The sequence below is a fragment of the Dactylosporangium salmoneum genome (assembly GCF_039532525.1).
In the GTDB taxonomy this organism is placed as follows: Bacteria; Actinomycetota; Actinomycetes; order Mycobacteriales; family Micromonosporaceae; genus Dactylosporangium; species Dactylosporangium salmoneum.
This window is the reverse complement of record NZ_BAAARV010000070.1, coordinates 84044-102665: the sequence shown is the minus strand read 5'-3', so window position 1 is coordinate 102665 and position 18622 is coordinate 84044. Positions and strand designations below refer to the sequence as shown.

Below are 18622 nucleotides of genomic sequence, written 5' to 3'. Positions count from 1 at the left end.
CGATCGACGTGCTGATCGGCAAGGTCGCCGCCACGCTTGATCTGACCGCCTACGCGGGCGCGCCCAACGGCCGGGTCCGCGAGGTCCCGGACGCGCGAGCCGTGCGGTGGTATTCGACCATCGGCCTGGTCGACCGGCCGGTCATGCAGGGGAGAACGGCGCTCTACGGCCCGCGGCACCTGGCGCAGCTCGTCGCCATCAAGCGGCTCCAGTCGCAGGGCCACAAGCTCGCTGACATCCAGGTCGAGCTGGCCGGGGTGCCCGACGACGCGCTCATGCGCATCGCGGAGATGCCGTTTTGGAAGGCGCAGCCTGCGGCGCACGTGCCGCGGGTAGTGGACCTGCCGGCGGCCGCGCCGCGGGTAGTGGAAAGGCCGGCGCCGCCGGAGGAACAGCTGATGCCGCCGGAGGAGCAGCTGATCACGGGGGTGCCGCTGGGCGGGGGAGCGGTGCTGCTGCTCCCGGCGACCCCCGGCGAGGACGATGTCGCGCGCATCCGAGGGGCGGCGCGCGAGCTGATGGACGTGTTGCACGAGCTCGGCCTGATCGCAACCCAGCAAGCGGACTCGAGAGGGAGCGCCGAATGAGACTCGCGACGATGACCGACGACGAGGCGCGCAAGGTCGCCGCGCCGATCGACGAGGCCGGGCTGGGGGCGCTGCGGACCGAGCGCGGCAACCTGCCGCTCGACCGCCTGGAGGTGCGCGCCGCAGTCACCGGCCTGGTGGCCCGCACCGACCTCACGCAGGAGTTCGTGAACGTTCACGGCGAGCCGCTCGAGGCGACGTACATCTTCCCGCTGCCCGACCGCGCCGCCGTCGTCGCCATGGCGATGACCGCCGACGACCGGGTCGTGGAGGCCGACCTGCAGGAGCGCGGCGCCGCCCGGCAGGCCTACGACACCGCCATCGCGGCCGGCCAGCGCGCCTCGATCGCCGAGGAGGAGCGCCCCGACGTGTTCACCATGCGGGTCGGCAACATCCTGCCCGGCGAGCGGGTCAGCGTGCGGCTCAGCCTGGTCGGCCCCCTCGCCTTCGAGGACGGGGAGGCGACGTTCCGCTTCCCGCTCGTGGTGGCGCCGCGGTATGTCCCGGGCAGCCCCCTCGACGGTGACAGTGTCGGCGACGGGCACGCGCTGGACACCGACGCCGTCCCCGACGCCTCCCGCATCAGCCCGCCGGTCCTGCTGCCCGGCTTCCCCAACCCGCTGCGCCTGTCGATCGACGTCGACATCGACCCGTCGGGGCTGGCCCTCGGCGCCGTGCGCTCCAGCCTGCACGCCGTCTCGCGGGACGAGAACCATGTCTCGGTGCTGCCCGGTGACCGCGCCGACCGCGACTTCGTCCTGCGGCTCGCCTACGGACCGGGCGCCCAGAGCCTCTCGCTCTCCCCGGACGCAGAGGGCGAGGAGGGCACCTACCGCCTGACCGTTCTCCCGCCGGAGCCGGACGCGGCCCCCCGCCCGAAGGACGTCGTGCTGCTGCTCGACCGCTCCGGCAGCATGGGCGGCTGGAAGATGGTCGCCGCCCGCCGGGCCGCGAGCCGGATCGTCGACACCCTGGCGGCCCACGACCGCTTCGCCGTGCTCGCCTTCGACGACCGCGTCGAGACGCCGGAGTCCCTCGGCGCCGGTCTGTCCGGCGGCACCGACCGCAACCGGTACCGCGCCGTGGAGCACCTGTCCCGGATGACCGCCCGCGGCGGCACCGAGCTGCTCGACCCCCTCCTGGAGGCCCTGAGCCTGCTCGGCGGCGACGAGTCCCGCGACCGCGTCGTGGTCCTGGTCACCGACGGTCAGGTCGGCAACGAGGACCAGATCCTGCACACGATCTCGTCGCGCCTGCGCGGCGTGCGCGTGCACACGGTCGGCATCGACCGCGCCGTGAACGCCGGCTTCCTGGGCCGCCTGGCCATCGCCGGCGGCGGCCGGTGCGAGCTGGTGGAGAGCGAGGACCACCTGGACGAGGCGATGGACCACATCCACCGCCGCATCGCCGCCCCGGTCGTCAACGGGGTGACCCTGACCCCCGAGGCCGGCCTGACGCTGCTGGACGACACCCGCACCCCGTCCCGGCTCCCGGACGTCTTCCCGGGCGTGCCCTTCGTGGTCACCGGCCGCTACCGCGGCGACGTCACCGGCGCGGTGACGGTCGCCGGCGCCACCCGCGACGGCCGGCCGTGGTCGGTCACCGTGCCGGCCGAGCGCCACGACTCGACCGCCCTGACCGCGGTCTGGGCGAGGTCGCTGCTGCGCGACCTGGAGGACCAGTACGTCAGCGGCACCCACGAGCCGGCCCCGCTGGAGACCCGCATCACCCAGACGTCGCTGCGCTTCAACGTGCTGTGCCGCTTCACCGCGTTCGTCGCCGTCGACAGCCGGGTCGTGACGGACGGCGCGGCGCCGCACAAGGTCACCCAGCCGGTGGAGACCCCGTCGGGCTGGGAGTTGCCGAAGGCCGTGCCGCCCCCGCCCCTGCACCCGACCTCGGCGACGGTGCAGTACTCGTCCCTGGCCGGGCCGGCCGGCGGGCCGCCGCCGGCTCCGAGCCCGGCCGCGGCCCCGTCTGTGGGCCGCCCGATGGCCATGCCGGCGATGGCGCCGCCGCCGGGCGCCCGGCCCGCGGGTGGCCAGGGCGGCGCCGGCGGCCCGGTGCTGAGCCGCAAGGCGTTCCACACCCGCGGCTCGGCACGCCTGGGCAAGATGGCGGAGGAGGGACCCGAGCCGGCCGTCGACGCCCGCGAGCTGGCCGCGCAGGAGGCGGACCGGCTGCGCGCGGCCGAGTCGCGCCCGGAGTACGAGCGCCGGGAGATGCTGGAGGACCTGGCCTCTCGCCTGGCCGCGCTGTCGCTGCCCGAGCTGCGCGAGCTGACGGAGGCACTGACCCCGCAGGCCATCGCCACCCGCCCCTTCGCCGAGCTGTGGGCCTTCGTGCTGGAGGCGCTGGACCGGGTGGCGCAGCCGCAGGCCTCGGCCGAGGGGGCGCAGCCGAAGGCCCGCGCGGCCTTCTGGAGGCGCTGACGGCTGATCGATCGGCGGCGCGGTCTCGGGCCCTACGCCCGGGAGCGCGCCGCCGCGGTCGGGGGCACTACACCCAGGAGCGCGCCGCCGTGGCCGGGGGACGAGGGCTCAGGACCAGGGGCGCGCTGCCGGGGACGGGGGGCGAGGGCTCAGGACCAGGGGCGCGCTGCCGGGGACGGGGGGCGAGGGCTCACGACCGGGAGCGCGCTGCCGGGGACGCGGGGCGAGGGCTCACGACCAGGAGCGTGCCGCCGCCTCGAGGTTGTCCAGCTCGCTGGCCCGGTGGGCGCGGTGCTGACGCGTCCACTCGTCGTCGTGGAGCGGGTCGAGCGTCACGGCCACCGTCGTGCGGGCGCCGTCGGGTTCGAGGGTGACGGTCGTCAGGTGGTCGTACGGCTCGTGGCCCGGCACGAAGTCGATCGGCGACACGAAGGCGAGCCGCCCCGGGGCCGCGACCTCGGTGAACGTCTTGCACAGCGCGCTGGACAACGGGAGCCCAGCTCCCTGCATGTAGGCCACCTGCTCCGGGCCCGTCGCGGTCATGGTGTACCGCAGCCGGCCGCCGGGGCGCAGGTCGAGCTCGCTCACCCGGACCTCGAACCCGCTGGGCGCGAACCACGCCTCCAGCCCGGCGGGGGTGGTCCACAGCTTCCAGACGAGCGACGCCGGGGCGTCGAGGGTGCGTACGAGCGTTGCTTTGGTGCTCATCAGTTCCTCCGCGGTCTGCTTGGTCGGGTGCCGATCTGCCGCGGTAACGAACGGCCGGCCGCCGGACGGACATGCCGTCGGGTGTCCGTCCCGGACCTTGCCGTTCGTTGAGTACGCGACCCGGCACCAGACACGCGAAGCCGCACCGTCGTACAGGAGGAACCGTGCAATACGCATTGCTGGCCTACTCTCCCGAGGAACCCGACCGCGAGAGCCGGCCGATCCCGCCCGCCCTGGCCGGCCGCCTGTCCGACCCGGCGGTCACGGGATGGGCCCGGCTGCATGCCGCCGAGTCGGCCACGACCATGCGCGCCGGCGACACGGCGACGCTGCTGACCGACGGGCCGTTCATCGACAGCAAGGAGTACCTGGCGGGCCTGATCCTCGTCGAGGCCGACAACCTCGACGGCGCCCTGGCGATCGCCGAGACCCTGCTCGGGGAGACCCGCCCGGGCACGGCCATCGAGGTCCGGCCGATCCTGGCCGCCCGCCTCTGACCCCGGCCGCGCGAGCCCGGCCGCGCGAGCCCGGCCGCGCGGACCCGGCCCGGAAATGGCGAGTGGCGCCGCCCGCGGTCGCAGGGGCGCCACTCGGACGGCGTGTCAGGCCGTGGGCCAGACCTTGGCCAGCAGCGTGCGGGTCTCGGTCAGGAGCTGGGGCAGGACTTTGGTGCGGCCCACCACCGGCATGAAGTTGGTGTCGCCGCCCCACCTCGGGACGATGTGCTGGTGCAGGTGGGCCGCGATGCCCGCACCCGCCACCGCGCCCTGGTTCATGCCGAGGTTGAAGCCGTGGGCCCCGCTCGCCTTGCGCACGGTGCGCATGGCGGTCTGCGTGAACGACGCCACCTCGGCCGTCTCCGCCATGGTCAGGTCGGTGTAGTCCGCGACGTGGCGGTAGGGGACGACCATCAGGTGGCCCGGGTTGTACGGGTACAGGTTGAGGATCGCGTAGACCGCCTCGCCCCGGGCCACGATCAGGCTCTCGTCCTCCGGCACGCCCGGGGCGCGGCAAAAGGGGCAGCCGGCCGGCTGGTCGTGGTCGTCGGCGCGGTCCTCGCCCCTGATGTACGCCATCCGGTGCGGCGTCCACAGCCGTTCCAGGTCGTCTGGCTCCCCGGGGTTGGTCACTCGGGCGAACCCTCGGCCACGGCGGCGGAGGGACCCGCGTTGACCCGCGAGCGGACCACCTCGACGACGTGGGCCACGGCCTCGTCGAGCGGGACGCCGTTGCGCTGGGAGCCGTCCCGGTAGCGGAAGGAGACCGTGCCCGCGGTGACGTCGTCGTCGCCGGCCAGCGCCATGAAGGGGATCTTCTGCTGCTGGGCGGTGCGGATCTTCTTCTGCATGCGCTCGTCGGAGTGGTCGACCTCGGCGCGGATGCCCTCGGCGCGCAGGCGGGCGGCGAAGGCCTCCAGGTAGTCGGCGTGGTCGCCGCGGATCGGGATGCCGACCACCTGGACGGGGGCGAGCCAGGCCGGGAAGGCGCCGGCGTAGTGCTCGGTGAGCACGCCGAAGAAGCGCTCGATCGAGCCGAAGAGGGCCCGGTGGATCATGACCGGGCGCTGGCGGGAGCCGTCGGCGGCCTGGTACTCCAGCTCGAAGCGCTCCGGCAGGTTGAAGTCCAGCTGGATGGTGGACATCTGCCAGGTCCGGCCGATCGCGTCCTTGGCCTGGACCGAGATCTTCGGGCCGTAGAACGCGGCGCCGCCCGGGTCGGGGACCAGCTCGAGGCCGGACTCGGTGGCGACGCGGCGCAGCGTCTCGGTGGCGGTCTCCCACACCTCGTCCGAGCCGACGTACTTGTCCGGGTTCTTGGTCGACAGCTCGAGGTAGAAGTCGGTGAGGCCGTAGTCCTTGAGCAGGTCGAGGACGAACTGCAGCAGGGAGGTCAGCTCGCTCTCGATCTGCTCCGGGGTGCAGAAGATGTGCGCGTCGTCCTGCGTCATGCCGCGCACCCGGGTCAGGCCGTGGATGACGCCCGACTTCTCGTAGCGGTACACCGTGCCGAACTCGAACATCCGCAGCGGCAGCTCGCGGTAGGAGCGGCCCCGGGAGCGGAAGATCAGGTCGTGCATCGGGCAGTTCATGGGCTTGAGGTAGTAGTTCGCGCCCTCGACCTCCATGGGCGGGAACATGCCGTCGGCGTACCAGTCCAGGTGGCCGGAGACCTCGTAGAGGTTGCCCTTGGTGATGTGCGGGGTGTTGACGAAGGCGTACCCCGCCTCCTCGTGCCGGCGGCGCGAGTAGTTCTCCATCTCCCGCCGGATGATCCCGCCCTTCGGGTGGAACACGGCGAGGCCGGAGCCGAGCTCGTCGGGGAAGCTGAACAGGTCGAGGTCGGCGCCGAGCTTGCGGTGGTCGCGGCGGGCCGCCTCCTCGAGCAGGCGCTGGTACTCCTTCAGCGCGTCCCGGGTCGGCCACGCGGTGCCGTAGACGCGCTGCAGCTGCGGGTTCTTCTCCGACCCGCGCCAGTAGGCGGCGGCGCTGCGGGTCAGCTTGAACGCCTGGATGAGCCGGGTGGTCGGCAGGTGCGGGCCGCGGCACAGGTCGGACCAGCAGACCTTCTCCGACTGGGCGTCGAGGTTGTCGTAGATGGTCAGCTCGCCGCCGCCCACCTCCATCACCTCGGTGGTGTCGACGTCGGACTTGACGTCGACGAGCTCCAGCTTGAAGGGCTCGTCGGACAGCTCGGCCTTGGCCTGGTCGACCGAGTCGAAGCGGCGGCGGCGGAAGCGCTGGCCGGACTTGATGATCTCCTGCATGCGCTTCTCGAGCTTGTCGAGGTCGTCGGGCTGGAACGGCTTGGCGACCTGGAAGTCGTAGTAGAAGCCGTTCTCGATCGGCGGGCCGATGCCCAGCTTGGCCTCGGGGAACACGTCCTGCACGGCCTGGGCGAGCACGTGCGCGGTCGAGTGGCGCAGCACGTTGAGTCCGTCGGGGCTGCCCAGCTCGACCGCCTCGACCTCGGCGTCGGCGTCGGGGGTCCAGTCCAGGTCGCGCAGCCGGCCGTCGGCCTCGCGGACCACGACGATCGCCTTGGGGCCGTTGGTGGGCAGTCCTGCCTCGGCGACCGCGGCCGCCGCCGTAGTGCCCGCCGTGACCACGATGCGCGGTGGGGCTTCGGTATTCGAGCGCGCTGCGGACACGGGCTGCTCCAAGCTTCAGAGACGGTCGGGTATCACCTGCGATGCTATCGACCCGGCTACCGAAGCGACGCGAACACCCCACCGGCGACCAGAGCGCCCACCACGGCACCCACGCACACCTGCGGCCAGGTGTGATCCTTCAGCTCGACCCGCGACCAGCCCACGGCGCCGACCAGCGGGAGGGCGGCGAGCAGCGCCGGGCCGTACACCAGGGAAAGGATCGCGACCGAACCGGCGGCGACGGCGGCGTGCACCGACATCTTCCACCAGTGGTTGACCGCCGCCGCGACCAGCAGACCGACCCCGCCGGCGGCCACGGCCGCGAGCAGCTCCCGGTGGGCGTGGGCGGCCACCAGCACGACGATGCCGACGACGACCGAGCCGAGCCCGACCAAGAGCGGGACGAGCCGCTGCCGGCGGTCCCCGATGTGGTGATCGGTGATCTTGCCGGTCCGCACGCCGCGGAGGATGTAGAGGTACGGCAGGACGCTCTCGAACAGCGCCGCCACCGCGCCGAGCGCCAGGCCCCGGCCCAGCCCCGGCTCGGCGTGCACCCCGAGGAGCACGAGCAGCACGGTGACGAGCACGGCGGGCGCGAACGCCTCGGTCAGCCACCTGGCGAGCCGCTGTCTGCTGATCACCGCAGGAATGTACGTCAGCACCCGGTGTACACCGGAAGCGCGGTGAAGCCCTTGAGGCTCAGACTGTCGCGCCGCTGCGGCGGGCCGGCCACGGCGAGGGCCGGGAAGCGGGCGACCAGGGCCGGCAGCGCGATCTGCGCCTCGAGCCGGGCCAGGGGCGCGCCGAGGCAGTAGTGGATGCCGCCGCCGAAGGACAGCGGCGCGTTGTCGGCCCGGTCGAGGCGCAGCTCGTGCGGGGCGTCGAAGCGGGCCGGGTCGTGGTTGCCGGCGCCGAGATACGCCACGACCCGCTCGCCCGGCTCGATCGCCACCCCGGCGAGCTCGACGGGCTCCATGACCACCCGGCTGCTGAGTTGAACCGGGCTGTCGTACCGCAGGAACTCCTCCACCGCCCGCTCCGGGTCGGCGCCGAGGAGGGGCTTCTGCCCAGGGTGGGCCGCCAGGGCGACCACGCCGTTGGCCAGCAGGTTGGTGGTCGTCTCGAAGCCGGCCGCGAACAGCAGCGCGGCGTTGCTGAGCACCTCGTCGTCGCTGAGCCGGTCGTCGGCCGCCTGGGCCTGGGCGAGCGCGGTCAGCAGGTCGTCGGCGGGCTCGCGGCGGCGCCGCTGCAGCAGCCCGGCGAGGTACTCCCGGATCGTGGCGGCGGCCGGGTCGGCCCGCTCCAGCACCTCCGGCGTGATCACCTCGAGCACCTGGGTCCAGTCGCGGACCAGGGTCTGGAACTGCGCCCGGTCCTCGGCCGGCACCCCCAGCAGCTCGCCGATCACGGCCACGGGCAGCGGGAACGCGAACCGGTCCACGAAGTCCACCGGGCCCTGGCCGGCGAGGTCATCGAGCAGCTCGGCCACCATCCGCTCGATCGCCGGGCGCAGCGCCTGCACCCGGCGGGCGGTGAACGCGGAGCCGACCAGGCGGCGCAGCCGGGTGTGGTCGGGCGGGTTGAGGGTCAGGATGCTGGTGAAGAGCTGGTGCAGCGCCGGATGGTCGCGCCAGTCGGGGAACCCGATGAAGGCCAGCATGTCGGGCGGCATGTGCGCGAAGCGCGGGTCGCGCACCACCGTCTGGCAGTCGGCGTAGCCGGTCACGACGAGCGCGTCGTCGGCCGCCCGCACGATCGGCGAGATCTGGCGCAGCCGGGCATACCGCGAGTACGGGTTCTCCCGCCCGGTCATCGTGGTCAGCTCGTCGAGCAGCCGCAGGACCTCGTCGTTGCGTACGATCTCCGCCACGCATCAACCTTAGTCGCTATCCGAGATGGCGGATGCGCTCCAGGGCCGGGTCGAAGTGGCGCTCGACGCGGGCCCGGCCGTCCTTCCACCAGCCGGCCGCCTCGGCGAGGTCGTCGGCGGCGGGCGAGTCGGCGTCGACGTAGTAGTGCAGGGTCCGCGCACCCCGGCTGGTCTCGTGGGCCAGCAGCTCGCCGTCCCCGCCGGCCGCGGTGTCGAGCGCGGTGTCCTCGAACTCGCGCAGCCTTGCCAGCGCCTCGGCCTCGGGCAGCCCGGCCGGGTTCTGGCCGGTGTACGGCAGGGTGATCGCCACGTGCGTGTCGAAGCGCGGCCAGCGCACCGGGCGCAGCGGCCGCTGGGCGGTGGCGATGAGCGGGCTGCCGTCGGGCAGCTCGCCCCGCATGAGCTCCCAGCGCCGGGTCCGGTACTCCTCGCGCAGCCCGTCGATCGCGGCGGCAAGCGCCGCCGGCTCGGCCGCCGCGGGCGGCTCGTCGCCGGTCCAGGAGATCTCGCCGATCCACTCCTCGACGCCGTCCTCGCCGAGCAGCCAGTCGAGGGTCAGGAACGTCACCTGCCGGCACACGTCCTCGCCGAACATCCGGAAGCCGGGGTGGTGGGCGACCACGCCGATCTCGGGGGCGTCGCCGTCGCGGGTGAACGCGAAGCGCATCTGCTGCAGGTCGAGCTGGACGCCCCCGCCGAGCCCGATCGTGCTCTGCAGCATCTGCGGGTCGGCCTGCCGGGCGATGTGGTACTCCCAGGTGGCGTCCGGCTCGGGGGCCAGGGCGCCCCAGCGGGCGGCGATCGGGCGCAGCTCGGCCGCGCCGCCGGGCGAGACGATGAGGGCGTGTTTCGCGGCGGTACCGCGGGCGAACTCCCACTGCAGGTCGGAGTGGATCGCCGTGACCCGCCGGACGATGTGCGGGGTGAGCGCCGCCCACTCCCCGGAGGTGATGGCCTCCTCCACGGCGGGCCGCACGGTGGGCCACCACGCCCAGAAGTCCGCGATCGCGCTCGCGTCGCCCGCGTGGCGCTTGGACCGGCCGAAGATCACGCCTCACCCTAACGGTGATCCCAGGTGAGCGGGATCACCGTTAGGGGAAATCCGTCAGCGGGCGGCATGCTCCTTCTTGACCGCCTCGGCGAGGTGTGACGGCATCGGGTCGTGGCGAACGAACGAGCGGGTGAACGTGCCCGACCCCGAGGTCATGGCCCGTAGCTCGACCGCGTAGCGGATCAGCTCGGTCGCCGGGACCTCGGCCCGCACCAGGGTGCGCTCGTGGCCCTCCGGGTCGGGCTCGTTGCCCAGCACCCGGCCGCGGCGGCCGGACAGGTCGCTCATCACGGCCCCGACGAAGTCGTCGGGCACCCGGATGGTGACCTCGTCGATCGGCTCCAGCAGCGTCGTCTGGCCCTGCTCGGCCGCCTCCCGCAGGGCGAGCGCGCCGGCGGTCTGGAAGGCCGCGTCGGAGGAGTCGACCGAGTGCGCCTTGCCGTCGAAGAGGGTGATTCGCACGTCGACGACCGGGTAGCCGGCCACCATCCCGCGCTCCATCTGGGTCCGCACGCCCTTCTCGACCGAGGGGATGTAGTTGTGCGGCACGACCCCGCCGACGATCTTGTCGACGAACTCGAACCCGGCGCCGCGAGGCAGCGGTTCGACCTTGATGTCGCACACGGCGTACTGCCCGTGCCCGCCCGACTGCTTCACGTGCCGCCCGTGCCCCTGGCTCGGCGCGGCGAACGTCTCGCGCAGCGCGACCTTCACCGGCTCGGTGTCGATCTCCACGCCGCCGGCCCGCAGCCGGTCCAGCACCACGTCGGCGTGCGCCTCGCCCATGCACCACAGCACCAGCTGGTGCGTCTCGGCGTTGCGCTCCAGCCGCAGCGTCGGGTCCCCGGCCACCAGCCGGCCCAGGTTCTTGGCCAGCGCGTCCTCGTCGGACCGGGTGTGGGCCACGATCGCGATCGGCAGCAGCGGCTCCGGCATCTCCCAGGGCGCCATGAGCAGCGGGTGGTCCTTGCCGGAGATGGTGTCCCCGGTCTCCGCGGTGGTCGACTTGGTGATCGCCACCAGGTCGCCGGCCACGGCGTGGGGCACCTCGCGCAGGTTGTCGCCCAGTGGGGAGAACAGGTGGGCGAAGCGCTCGTCGGCGTCGTGGTCGGGGTGGCCGCGCTCGGCCATGCCGTGCCCGGAGATGTGCACCGGGGTCTCCGGGCGCAGCGTGCCGGAGAAGACGCGGACCAGGGAGACCCTTCCGACGTACGGGTCGATCGTGGTCTTGACGACCTCGGCGACGAGCGGGCCCTCCGGGTCGCAGCGCAGCGGCTCGCGGGGCTCGCCCTCCACGTCGGTCACCGGCGGCACGTCGTGCTCCAGCGGCGACGGGAATCCGCTGACCAGCACCCCCAGCAGCGCGTCGAGCCCGACCCGGGTCTCGGCGCAGACCGGCACCACCGGGTAGAACGAGCCGCGGGCGACCGCCTTCTCGAGGTCGTCGATGATCACGCTGGTCTCGATCGCCTCGCCGCTGAGGTAGCGGTCCATGAGCGTCTCGTCCTCGCTCTCGGCGATGATGCCCTCGAGCAGGGTGTTGCGGGACTCCTCGATCGCCGGCAGGTGCTCCGGGTCGGGTTCCCGCGTCTGCGGCGGGTAGCCCGCGGAGTAGTCGAAGACGCGCTGCGTGATCAGGCCGATCAGCCCCTCGACGCTGCTGCCGTCGTCGCCCAGCATCGGCAGGTACAGCGGCAGCACGTTGTCGCCGAAGACCTCCTGGCAGGTCTGCAGGGTCTCGTCGAAGTCGGCCCGGTGGTGGTCCAACCGGGTGATCGCCACCGCCCGGGGCATCCCGACGTGCGCGCACTCCTCCCACAGGGCGGCGGTGGCGGCGTCCATGCCGTCGACGGCGGAGACGACGAAGAGGGCCGCGTCGGCCGCCCGCAGGCCGGCCCGCAGCTCCCCGACGAAGTCGGCGTAGCCCGGCGTGTCGAGCAGGTTGACCTTCACGCCGTCGTGCAGCAACGGGGCGCAGGACAGCGTGACGGACCGCTGCTGTTTCTGCGCCGCCGGATCGTGGTCGGTAGTCGTGGTGCCCTCGGTCACCGAGCCGGCCCGCGGGATCGTGCCGGTCGCGGCGAGCAGCGCCTCGACCAACGTCGTCTTGCCCGCGCCGGAGTGCCCGACGATCACCACGTTGCGTACCCTGCCGGGGTCATCAACCACCGGCGCGGTGCCGGCGACACCCTTCTCCTGGACCTTCTGCGCCATCACGCGCCTCCCGAAAGTCTTGAGCTATCTGTGAGCAGTCTCACAGTCACGACCTGTTCACCGATCCCACACCCGAAACATCACCGACACAAGTGCCGTCCGACCCGAACCGCTCCGGTTTACTCAAGCATCGTGAGCAGTCCCACGCGCCGGTATCCGGCAAGCTCCGCCCCGGTTATCGTGAGAGCGCCATGGCGAAGATCCTCAGCGTAGTCAGCCGGGCCGGAGTGGCCCGCATAGTGGACCCCGTTGCCGCCGCGCTCCTGCGGGCCGGGGTGACCCCGAATGTGGTCACGGTCGCCGGCACCGTCGGCGTGCTCGTCGGCGCGTTCGGTTTCGCCACCCGCGGCTACCTCTTCGCCGCCCTCGTCATCATCACCCTGAGCTGCTTCACGGACCTCATCGACGGTTCGATGGCCCGCCAGCGCGGCATCACCAACAAGTTCGGCGCGCTGCTGGACTCCTCGATGGACCGCATCGCCGACGGCGCCATCTTCGCCTCCGTGGCCTACTACTACGCCTCCGGGCACGAGCTGCGCCCCGTCGCGGCCGCGCTGCTGTGCCTGATCACCGGGCAGGTGGTCTCCTACGTCAAGGCGCGCGCCGAAGGCCTGGGCTTCACCTGCAACGTCGGCATCATCGAGCGGGCCGAGCGGCTGATCGGCATCGGCATCGGCGGGCTGCTGTGGAAGTTCGGCGTGCCGTACGGCCTGGAGTCGGTCATGTGGCTGCTGGCTGCCCTGTCGATCGTGACGATCGCCCAGCGCATCGGCACCGTGTACCGGCAGGCCCACGCGTCCGGGCGGCCCTCCGAACAGGTCGACGCCCGGTGAGCCTGGTCGAGCTCGGCTACGGCGCGGCCTTCAACCTGCTGCCCAAGCTGCCCCGCGGGGTGACCTGGCCGCTGTTCGCGGCCGCGGCGGCGAGCGGCTCCGGGCGGTACCGCCGCGGGAAACCGGGGAAGGGCACCGCGACCCTGGCCGCGAACCTGCGGCGGGTGGTCGGCCCCGACATGCCGGACGCGCAGTTCGCGGATCTGCTGCACCGGGCCCTGCGCTCCTACTCGCGGTACTACCTGGAGGCCTTCCGGCTCCCCGGGCGCTCCAAGGAGCAGATCCTGCGCGGCTTCCGGCTCGAGCGCGGCGAGCTGCTCGGGCAGAACGTGGCGGCCGGGATCGGCTCCGTGATCGCGCTGCCGCACGCCGGCAACTGGGACGCCGCCGGGGCGTGGGTCGCCGCCAACGGCTGGCCGATCACCACCGTCGCCGAGCGGCTCAAGCCCGAGAGCGTGTACCTCAAGTTCCTGGCCTTCCGCCGCTCCCTCGGCATGGAGATCCTCCCGCTGACCGGCGGGGAGCGGCCGACCTTCGACGTGCTCGAGGAGCGGGTCCGGGCCGGGTCGGTGGTTCCGCTGCTGGCCGACCGCGACCTCACCCCGCGCGGGGTGGACGTCGAGTTCTTCGGCGGCCGGACCCGGATGCCGGCCGGGCCGGCGCTGCTCGCCCTGCGCACCGGCGCGCCGCTCTACGTCGTGAACATGTGGTTCGAGCCCGACGCGGCGGCCGGGCACCTCCACGGCCCGGTCGAGATGCCGGCCCCGGACGAGGGCTCCCTCGACGCCCGGATGCGGATCGTCACCCAGCGTGTCGCGGACTTGTTTGCCGTGGGCATCGCGCGGCATCCGGAGGACTGGCACATGCTCCAGCGGTTCTGGCTCGACGAGCCGGCCGTGCCCGCGGCGGCGTAGGAGGGGGTGGCGATGCGCATCGGAATCGTCTGCCCGTACTCCTTCGACGTGCCCGGTGGGGTGCAGAACCACGTCCGCGACCTCGCCGAGACGCTCATCGCCCTCGGCCACCACGTCAGCGTCCTGGCCCCCGGCGACGATGAGGGCATGACCCTGCCGTACGTCGTGCCGGCCGGGCGGACGGTGCCGGTGCCGTACAACGGCTCGGTCGCCCGCGTGTCGTTCGGCCTGATCTCGGCCACCCGGGTCCGGCGCTGGCTGGCCGCCGGCCAGTTCGACGTGCTGCACGTGCACGAGCCGCTCATCCCGAGCCTGTCGATGCTCGCCGTGCTCTCGGCCCGCGGGCCGGTGGTGGCCACCTTCCACACCGCGATGACCCGCTCGCGGGCCCTCGCCGCCGCCCAGGGCGTGCTGCAGCTGGTGCTGGAGAAGATCACCGGGCGGATCGCGGTCAGCGAGCTGGCCCGCAAGGTGCAGGTCGAGCACCTCGGCGGCAGCGCGTGGGAGATTCCCAACGGGGTGCAGGCGTCGAAGTATCGCGACGCGGAGCCGCTTCCCGGCTGGCCGGGCGAGGGCGGGGCGCTCGGGTTCATCGGGCGCTTCACCGAGCCGCGGAAGGGGTTTCGGTACCTCCTGAGCGCCTTCGAGTCGTTGCGTGCCTCGCGTCCGGGCCTGCGGTTGCTCGTGGCCGGTCCGGGGGAGCCCCTGCCGGACCTCTCGGACAACGTGGTCTTCCTGGGCAAGGTGTCGGAGGAGGACAAGGCGCGCATGCTGCGCAGCGTCGACCTCTACGTGGCGCCGAACACCGGCGGCGAGTCGTTCGGCATGATCCTCACCGAGGCCATGGCGGCCGGCACCGCGGTGCTGGCCAGCGAGCTGGACGCGTTCCGCCGGGTGCTCGACGGCGGGACGGCCGGGGCGCTGTTCCCGGTCGGCGACGCCGACGCCCTGGCCGGCACGGCCGCGCAGCTGCTCGACGACCCCGCCCGCCGGGCCGCGCTGGCCGCCCGGGGGACCGAGGTGGTGGCCGCCTACGACTGGCCGGTCGTCGCCGAGCGGGTGCTGGAGGTCTACGCGACGGCAATCGAGGTTGCCGGAGCGACCGTGCAGGAGTCCGTCCCGTAGGCTGCGCCGCATGTGGTGGGTGATCGCCGTGGTGGCCCTGGTGGTCGTCGTGGCCACCTACCTGACGTGGCTCGCGGCCCGGGTCGACCGGCTGCACGCGCGGGCCTCGGCCGCCTACGCCACCCTGGACGCCCACCTGGTGCGCCGGGCCGCCGCCGCGGTGGCCCTGGCGGAGTCGGCCCAGCTGCCGACGCTCATGTACGCGGCCAAGATCGCCCTGGACGCCCAGCCGGACGACCGCGAGGTGGCCGAGAACGACCTCACCAGGCACCTGCGCCTGGTCCGGCCCGACGACGGCCTGGGCGGCGACGGCCTCGGCGGCGACGGCTTCGTGGCGGTGCCCGGCGAGGTGGCCGAATCGCTGGTCGGGGTCAGCCGCCGGGTGGCGCTGGCCCGGCAGGTGCACAACGACGTGGTCCGCGACGCGCTGGCCGTGCGCCGCCGGCCGATCGTCCGGCTCTTCCGGCTCGCCCGGAAACACCCCGTACCTGCCTATTTCGACGTGGATGACCCGTCGCTGACCTGAGCGTGGGCCGCGAGCTTGCCATTGGCCGTCGGGACGGGGGATGACGGAAGCGTAAACTTGCGGGTGAATCCAGCTTTTCCTGTTAGGAGTGCGTCGTCGTGTCCTCACCCAGTTCGCCGGTCACCGGCACGGCCCGCGTCAAGCGCGGCATGGCCGAAATGCTCAAGGGCGGCGTCATCATGGACGTCGTCACGCCCGAGCAGGCCAAGATCGCGGAGGACGCTGGTGCCGTCGCCGTCATGGCGCTCGAGCGGGTCCCCGCCGACATCCGGGCCCAGGGCGGCGTGTCCCGCATGAGCGACCCGGACATGATCGACGGCATCATCGCCGCCGTCTCGATCCCGGTCATGGCCAAGGCCCGCATCGGGCACTTCGTCGAGGCGCAGGTCCTGCAGGCGCTCGGCGTCGACTACGTCGACGAGTCCGAGGTGCTCACGCCGGCCGACTACGCCAACCACATCGACAAGTGGGCGTTCACCGTGCCCTTCGTCTGCGGCGCGACCAACCTCGGCGAGGCGCTGCGCCGGATCAACGAGGGCGCCGCCATGATCCGCTCCAAGGGCGAGGCCGGCACCGGCGACGTCTCCAACGCCACCACCCACATGCGCAAGATCCGCGGCGAGATCCGCCGGCTCACCTCGCTGCCCGAGGACGAGCTGTTCGTCGCGGCCAAGGAGCTCCAGGCGCCGTACGAGCTGGTCAAGGAGGTCGCCGAGACGGGCAAGCTGCCGGTCGTGCTGTTCACCGCGGGCGGCATCGCCACCCCGGCCGACGCGGCGATGATGATGCAGCTCGGCGCCGAGGGCGTCTTCGTCGGCTCGGGCATCTTCAAGTCGGGCAACCCGCAGCAGCGCGCCGCCGCGATCGTCAAGGCCACCACCTTCCACGACGACCCGGACGTCCTGGCCAAGGTCTCCCGCGGCCTGGGTGAGGCCATGGTCGGCATCAACGTCGACGAGATCCCGCAGCCGCACCGCCTCGCCGAGCGGGGCTGGTGACCGCCTCCGTGATCATTGGCGTGCTCGCCCTGCAGGGCGATACCCGCGAACACCTGCACGCGGTGGCCGAGCTCGACGCGGTCGGCCGCCCCGTGCGCCGGGTCGACGAGCTCGACTCGGTCGACGCCCTCATCATCCCGGGTGGCGAGTCCACCACGATGAGCAAGCTGGCGGTCGAGTTCGGCCTGCTGGAGCCGATCCGCAAGCGGATCGCCGGCGGCATGCCCGTCTACGGCTCGTGCGCGGGCATGATCATGCTCGCCTCCACGATCCTGGACGGCCGTGCCGACCAGGTGCCCTTCGGCGGGATCGACATGACGGTCCGCCGCAATGCGTTCGGCCGCCAGGTCGACTCGTTCGAGGGGACCGTGGACATTTCGGGCATTGACGGTGGCCCGTTCCATGCGGTCTTTATCCGCGCGCCCTGGGTAGAGTCGGTTGAGGATTCCGTTGAGGTACTGGGCCGCGTGAACAACGGGCCTGCCGCCGGTAGGATTGTCGCGGTTCGGCAGCGGCACCTGCTCGCTACCGCCTTCCATCCCGAGCTCACCGGCGACCTACGCGTCCATCGGTACTTCGTGGAGATGGCGCGCGAGGCGGGTAAGACGACGGAGGGTTAGGCATGTCGGGGCACTCAAAATGGGCGACCACCAAGCACAAGAAGGCGGTCATCGACGCCAAGCGTGGGAAGCTCTTCGCCCGCCTGATCAAGAACGTCGAGGTGGCCGCGCGCACCGGCGGTGGTGACCCCGCCGGCAACCCCACGCTCTTCGACGCCATTCAGAAGGCCAAGAAGAACTCGGTCCCCAACGACAACATCAACAACGCCGTGAAGCGCGGCTCCGGCCTGATCGGCGGCGGCGCCGACTGGCAGACCGCGATGTACGAGGGCTACGGCCCGAACGGCGTCGCCATCCTGATCGAGTGCCTGACGGACAACCGCAACCGGGCCTCGACCGAGGTGCGCGTCGCCCTGACCCGCAACGGCGGCTCGCTGGCCGACGCGGGCAGCGTGTCGTACATGTTCACCCGCAAGGGTGTGGTCATCGTCCCCAAGGCGGGCGACCTGACCGAGGACGACCTCCTCCTCGCGGTGCTGGACGCCGGCGCCGAGGAGGTCAACGACCTGGGCGAGGCCTTCGAGATCATCTCCGAGGCCTCCGACCTCGTCCCGGTCCGCACCGCCCTGCAGGACGCCGGCATCGACTACGAGTCGGCGGAGTCCTCCTTCGTCCCGAGCGTCACCGTCCCCCTGGACGAGGAGGGCGCCCGCAAGATCTTCAAGGTCATCGACGCCCTGGAGGACTGCGACGACGTCCAGAACGTCTACGCCAACTTCGACGTCTCCGACGAGGTCATGGCCCTGGTCGAGGCCTGATTCAACCGCTGCCCGAGTGGCGCCCCCGCTACGGCGGGCGGCGCCACTCGTCGTTATGGCTCCGTATCCTGAGAAACAGGAGGTGGGGTGGAAACATGGCCTTCTGGCCATTACTCTACATGGAGGGGAGGTGACCATGACCATGACCGAAATAGCCGCCCACCCGGCGGCGGAACCGGAGATCGACCCAGAGCTGCTCGCAGAGGCGCAGCGGCAGCTCGGCGACGCATGGCCGAACCAGGCCATCAATGAGGGGCTCAGACTCCTCGTCGAGCAGAAGCGCCTCGAGCGAAGACAGGCACTCGAAGATCTTCGAAGGATGTCCCGCGAGGGCCGGTTCAACTACGCGGCGCTCGACGAGGTGGACGAGTGAGATATCTGGCGGACACCAGCGCTCTCGTCCGGCTGCAGCGGGAGCAGGCTCCCGCAGAATGGGACGATCTCGTCGAGCGAGGGCTTATCGCCGTCTGCGAACCGACGCTTGCCGAAACGATGGCCATCGCCGACAGCGAAAGCTATCTCGCCGTCGAAAGCAGGATTTGCGGGCTGTATCCGTGGGCTTCTGTCCCGGACGACATCTGGCCGCTCGTGGACGCCATCCGCCACGAGCTGGTCGAGCCGAGCGCCTATCAAGGGCTCTCGGTGGCCGATCTCGTCGTCGCGGCGACGGCGATTCGGCTGAAGCTCGAGGTGCTGCACGAGGACCACGACTACGAAACGGTGGCCCGGTTCGTGCCCGAACTGCGCCAGCGCAGGATCAGCGCCGGGCCCGTATAGCGACGACCAAGCCGCGCCCCCGTCTGTCGCGGGGGCGCGCTGGTCGGTCAGGGGCGGTCGG

Annotated in this window: 19 protein-coding genes; 12 read left to right on the top strand and 7 right to left on the bottom strand. The window is 72.3% G+C overall.

What is annotated here, in order from left to right; translation table 11 throughout:
- Window positions 1–8 precede the first annotated feature (8 nt).
- On the top strand, window positions 9–587 hold the full coding sequence (locus ABD352_RS36260) for a helix-turn-helix domain-containing protein (RefSeq protein WP_344617055.1): 579 nt from the start codon (window positions 9–11) through the stop codon (window positions 585–587).
- Window positions 584–3019, top strand: a complete 2436-nt coding sequence (locus ABD352_RS36255) for a VIT domain-containing protein (RefSeq protein ID WP_344617054.1) — start codon at window positions 584–586, stop codon at window positions 3017–3019. Before ABD352_RS36260 ends, ABD352_RS36255 begins: the two co-directional genes overlap by 4 nt.
- Before the next feature lie 231 nt (window positions 3020–3250).
- Here the strand turns inward: ABD352_RS36255 and ABD352_RS36250 are convergent, their stop codons facing one another.
- Complete coding sequence (locus ABD352_RS36250; RefSeq protein ID WP_344617053.1) at window positions 3251–3727, bottom strand: SRPBCC family protein; 477 nt, start codon at window positions 3725–3727, stop codon at window positions 3251–3253.
- 164 nt (window positions 3728–3891) lie between these two features.
- On the opposite strand from ABD352_RS36250, the gene ABD352_RS36245 reads away from it, so the two are divergent.
- Complete coding sequence (locus tag ABD352_RS36245) at window positions 3892–4224, top strand: YciI family protein (protein ID WP_344617052.1); 333 nt, start codon at window positions 3892–3894, stop codon at window positions 4222–4224.
- A 105-nt stretch (window positions 4225–4329) separates the two neighbouring features.
- Here ABD352_RS36245 and ABD352_RS36240 read toward each other — a convergent pair whose 3' ends face one another.
- The 6 genes from ABD352_RS36240 to ABD352_RS36215 all read right to left on the bottom strand — a co-directional run bounded on the left by ABD352_RS36240 (window position 4330) and on the right by ABD352_RS36215 (window position 12010).
- On the bottom strand, window positions 4330–4803 hold the full coding sequence (locus ABD352_RS36240; protein ID WP_344617088.1) for an HIT family protein: 474 nt from the start codon (window positions 4801–4803) through the stop codon (window positions 4330–4332).
- Window positions 4804–4853: 50 nt separating this feature from the next.
- Window positions 4854–6875 carry a threonine--tRNA ligase gene (gene thrS, locus ABD352_RS36235; RefSeq protein WP_344617051.1) on the bottom strand — a complete coding sequence of 674 codons (2022 nt, stop codon included), beginning with the start codon at window positions 6873–6875 and terminating at the stop codon, window positions 4854–4856.
- A 56-nt stretch (window positions 6876–6931) separates the two neighbouring features.
- Window positions 6932–7516 (bottom strand): phosphatase PAP2 family protein, encoded by a 585-nt coding sequence (locus ABD352_RS36230; RefSeq protein WP_344617050.1) that lies wholly within the window; start codon window positions 7514–7516, stop codon window positions 6932–6934.
- A 14-nt stretch (window positions 7517–7530) separates the two neighbouring features.
- Window positions 7531–8688 carry a cytochrome P450 gene (locus ABD352_RS36225; protein ID WP_425553800.1) on the bottom strand — a complete coding sequence of 386 codons (1158 nt, stop codon included), beginning with the start codon at window positions 8686–8688 and terminating at the stop codon, window positions 7531–7533.
- A gap of 73 nt (window positions 8689–8761) precedes the next feature.
- Window positions 8762–9796 (bottom strand): DUF695 domain-containing protein, encoded by a 1035-nt coding sequence (locus ABD352_RS36220; protein ID WP_344617048.1) that lies wholly within the window; start codon window positions 9794–9796, stop codon window positions 8762–8764.
- A 54-nt stretch (window positions 9797–9850) separates the two neighbouring features.
- Window positions 9851–12010 (bottom strand): elongation factor G-like protein EF-G2, encoded by a 2160-nt coding sequence (locus tag ABD352_RS36215; protein ID WP_344617047.1) that lies wholly within the window; start codon window positions 12008–12010, stop codon window positions 9851–9853.
- Between the two features lie 191 nt (window positions 12011–12201).
- Between ABD352_RS36215 and pgsA the strand changes: the two genes are divergently transcribed.
- The 9 genes from pgsA to ABD352_RS36170 all read left to right on the top strand — a co-directional run bounded on the left by pgsA (window position 12202) and on the right by ABD352_RS36170 (window position 18561).
- Window positions 12202–12843, top strand: coding sequence for a phosphatidylinositol phosphate synthase (pgsA, locus tag ABD352_RS36210; protein WP_344617046.1), 642 nt, complete (start codon window positions 12202–12204; stop codon window positions 12841–12843).
- Entirely contained in the window at window positions 12840–13757 is a 918-nt protein-coding gene (locus tag ABD352_RS36205) for a phosphatidylinositol mannoside acyltransferase (protein ID WP_344617045.1), read from the top strand. The genes pgsA and ABD352_RS36205 overlap by 4 nt, the downstream gene beginning before the upstream one ends.
- A gap of 12 nt (window positions 13758–13769) precedes the next feature.
- Window positions 13770–14882, top strand: a complete 1113-nt coding sequence (locus tag ABD352_RS36200) for a glycosyltransferase family 4 protein (RefSeq protein ID WP_344617044.1) — start codon at window positions 13770–13772, stop codon at window positions 14880–14882.
- A gap of 10 nt (window positions 14883–14892) precedes the next feature.
- Window positions 14893–15408, top strand: coding sequence for a hypothetical protein (locus ABD352_RS36195; protein ID WP_344617043.1), 516 nt, complete (start codon window positions 14893–14895; stop codon window positions 15406–15408).
- 98 nt (window positions 15409–15506) lie between these two features.
- On the top strand, window positions 15507–16406 hold the full coding sequence (gene pdxS, locus ABD352_RS36190) for a pyridoxal 5'-phosphate synthase lyase subunit PdxS (protein WP_344617042.1): 900 nt from the start codon (window positions 15507–15509) through the stop codon (window positions 16404–16406).
- Window positions 16403–17026 carry a pyridoxal 5'-phosphate synthase glutaminase subunit PdxT gene (pdxT, locus tag ABD352_RS36185; RefSeq protein WP_344617041.1) on the top strand — a complete coding sequence of 208 codons (624 nt, stop codon included), beginning with the start codon at window positions 16403–16405 and terminating at the stop codon, window positions 17024–17026. The genes pdxS and pdxT overlap by 4 nt, the downstream gene beginning before the upstream one ends.
- A 2-nt stretch (window positions 17027–17028) precedes the next feature.
- On the top strand, window positions 17029–17784 hold the full coding sequence (locus ABD352_RS36180; protein WP_344617040.1) for a YebC/PmpR family DNA-binding transcriptional regulator: 756 nt from the start codon (window positions 17029–17031) through the stop codon (window positions 17782–17784).
- Between the two features lie 130 nt (window positions 17785–17914).
- Window positions 17915–18157, top strand: a complete 243-nt coding sequence (locus ABD352_RS36175; protein ID WP_344617039.1) for a hypothetical protein — start codon at window positions 17915–17917, stop codon at window positions 18155–18157.
- Window positions 18154–18561, top strand: coding sequence for a PIN domain-containing protein (locus tag ABD352_RS36170; RefSeq protein WP_344617038.1), 408 nt, complete (start codon window positions 18154–18156; stop codon window positions 18559–18561). The genes ABD352_RS36175 and ABD352_RS36170 overlap by 4 nt, the downstream gene beginning before the upstream one ends.
- Window positions 18562–18622: the final 61 nt, after the last annotated feature.

Bases quoted from the DNA above. Each gene is read 5' to 3' on its own strand.
- ABD352_RS36255 (WP_344617054.1), top strand. From the start codon at position 584: ATGAGACTCGCGACGATGACCGACGACGAGGCGCGCAAGGTCGCCGCG.
- ABD352_RS36250 (WP_344617053.1), bottom strand. From the start codon at position 3,727: ATGAGCACCAAAGCAACGCTCGTACGCACCCTCGACGCCCCGGCGTCG.
- ABD352_RS36240 (WP_344617088.1), bottom strand. From the start codon at position 4,803: ATGGCGTACATCAGGGGCGAGGACCGCGCCGACGACCACGACCAGCCG.
- ABD352_RS36225 (WP_425553800.1), bottom strand. From the start codon at position 8,688: ATGACCGGGCGGGAGAACCCGTACTCGCGGTATGCCCGGCTGCGCCAG.
- ABD352_RS36215 (WP_344617047.1), bottom strand. From the start codon at position 12,010: ATGGCGCAGAAGGTCCAGGAGAAGGGTGTCGCCGGCACCGCGCCGGTG.
- pgsA (WP_344617046.1), top strand. From the start codon at position 12,202: ATGGCGAAGATCCTCAGCGTAGTCAGCCGGGCCGGAGTGGCCCGCATA.
- ABD352_RS36200 (WP_344617044.1), top strand. From the start codon at position 13,770: ATGCGCATCGGAATCGTCTGCCCGTACTCCTTCGACGTGCCCGGTGGG.
- ABD352_RS36195 (WP_344617043.1), top strand. From the start codon at position 14,893: ATGTGGTGGGTGATCGCCGTGGTGGCCCTGGTGGTCGTCGTGGCCACC.
- ABD352_RS36180 (WP_344617040.1), top strand. From the start codon at position 17,029: ATGTCGGGGCACTCAAAATGGGCGACCACCAAGCACAAGAAGGCGGTC.